Origin of the sequence: Streptomyces sp. NPDC002669 (assembly GCF_042889165.1) — a bacterium.
GTDB lineage: Bacteria > Actinomycetota > Actinomycetes > Streptomycetales > Streptomycetaceae > Streptomyces.
Genome location: NZ_JBIAQQ010000080.1, coordinates 1 through 1715, shown reverse-complemented (window position 1 = coordinate 1715; position 1715 = coordinate 1). Strand labels below are relative to the sequence as shown.

At 72.1% G+C, this 1715-nt stretch carries 1 protein-coding gene and 1 pseudogene; one reads left to right on the top strand and one right to left on the bottom strand.

Going from position 1 to position 1715, the window contains the following annotated elements; genetic code table 11:
* A pseudogene (locus tag ACFYW1_RS39010) lies at positions 1-268 on the bottom strand (hypothetical protein); the annotation flags it as partial.
* Positions 269-611: 343 nt separating this feature from the next.
* On the opposite strand from ACFYW1_RS39010, the gene ACFYW1_RS39005 reads away from it, so the two are divergent.
* On the top strand, positions 612-1700 hold the full coding sequence (locus tag ACFYW1_RS39005) for a right-handed parallel beta-helix repeat-containing protein (RefSeq protein WP_389004586.1): 1089 nt from the start codon (positions 612-614) through the stop codon (positions 1698-1700).
* The last annotated feature ends 15 nt before the right edge of the window (positions 1701-1715 follow it).

Here is a 1715-nt window from a genome sequence, read left to right as displayed (position 1 = left end):
CCGGCCCGGGCCGGGCGGGGGACAGGTCATGGGCGAGCAGCAGCACATGGGCGGACTGCGCGGTGGCGATCCCCGGCTGCGTACGCACAACCGCACGACCTCCGCTCCCCGGGACACCGGAAGCACCGGAACTCCCGGAGGAGTCCGGGGCCGCGTCCCCGGTGGGCCGCTCGGCCGCGTCCTCGGTGACGGAGGTTCCGCACGCGGTGGCCGCGGAGAGCGGGGCGAGCAGCAGCGTACGGCGATGAGGCGAGGGCAGGGCGGTCACCAGGGCTCCAGAGCAGAGGCGGGGAGCGCGGCCGGGACGGAGCACGCGCAGGATCCGCCGGACGGCGCGGCGTGACGATACACCTTCCGTCATGAGATCTCTTGTCATGAAATATCGGGCAGATGGTCCGGGGGTGCGCCCCTTGCGGGGCACCGCCCTGGCCGCCGCGATGCTTCTGGTCCTGTCGGGGTGTGGTTCCGGTGGTGTGGATGGTGGGCGGGGGCCTTCGGGGGAGGCGGCGGTGTTGCGGGTGCCCGGGGGGTACGGGTCGATCCAGGAGGCGGTGGATGTCGCCCGATCGGGTGATGTGGTGCTGGTCTCATCGGGTGTTTATCACGAGGCGGTGACCGTGCGCCGTCCCGGTGTGGTGCTGCGCGGCGCGGACCGCGACGGGACGGTCGTGGACGGGCAGTTCCGGCGTGCCAACGGCATCACCGTCACCGGTGCGGGGTCGGTGGTGGAGAACCTGACCGTCCGCAACCACCTGGCCAACGGGGTGCTGTTCACCGGGGTCACCGACGAGCGCCTGCAGGGCGCGGGCGCGGGCGGCGGCCAGGGGTACGACCCCCTGGACACGGTCAGGTTCCCCCCGCTGAAGGGCTTCAGGGCCTCGTACGTGACCGCGTACAACAACGCCCTTTACGGCATCTACGCCTTCGACGCCCGCGGCGGCCTCATCGAGCACTCCTACGCCTCGGGACAGTCCGACTCGGGCATCTACGTCGGACAGTGCGACCCCTGCGACACCGTGGTGCGCGAGAACGTGCTGGAGCACAACGCCATCGGCATCGAGGTCACCAACGCCTCCCGCAACCTGTACTTCCTGGCCAACACCGCGCGCGCCAACCGGGTCGGGATGACCCTCAACTCCAACAACCTGGAGGCCCTGGGCCCGCAGCACGAGGCCGTGGTCGCCGGCAACACCATCACCGGGAACAACGACGACCGCAGCCCCGAACAGGCCGACGGCGGCTTCGGGATCGGCATCGGCATCGGCGGCGGCACCCGCAACCGCATCGAACGCAACCGCATCGACAACCACCGCGTGGCCGCCCTCCTCCTGCGCGACGTCCAGGACCACCCCGTCCGGGACAACACCATCCGCGACAACGCCGTCAGCGCCGGCACCCTCGTCCTGGCCGCCGCCCGCACCGGCGGCAACTGCCTCACCGGCAACGGCCCCGCCCCCACCAGCCCCCACCCCCTGCCACCCGCCACCACCTCCTGCCCCGGCCACGACACCCCCCTGACCACCCCCGGCACCACCACACCCGCCAAAACCCCACCCGGCCTCTCCTTCAAACAAGTCCCCCCGCCCCCACCACAACCACCCATGCCCCACCCACGAACCACCCCGGCCCGCCCCGCCACCCACCTCCCCGGCCCCGTCGACCCCCACCACTACCCCCTCCCGCCACCCACCACCGACTGAACACACCCCGGTCCG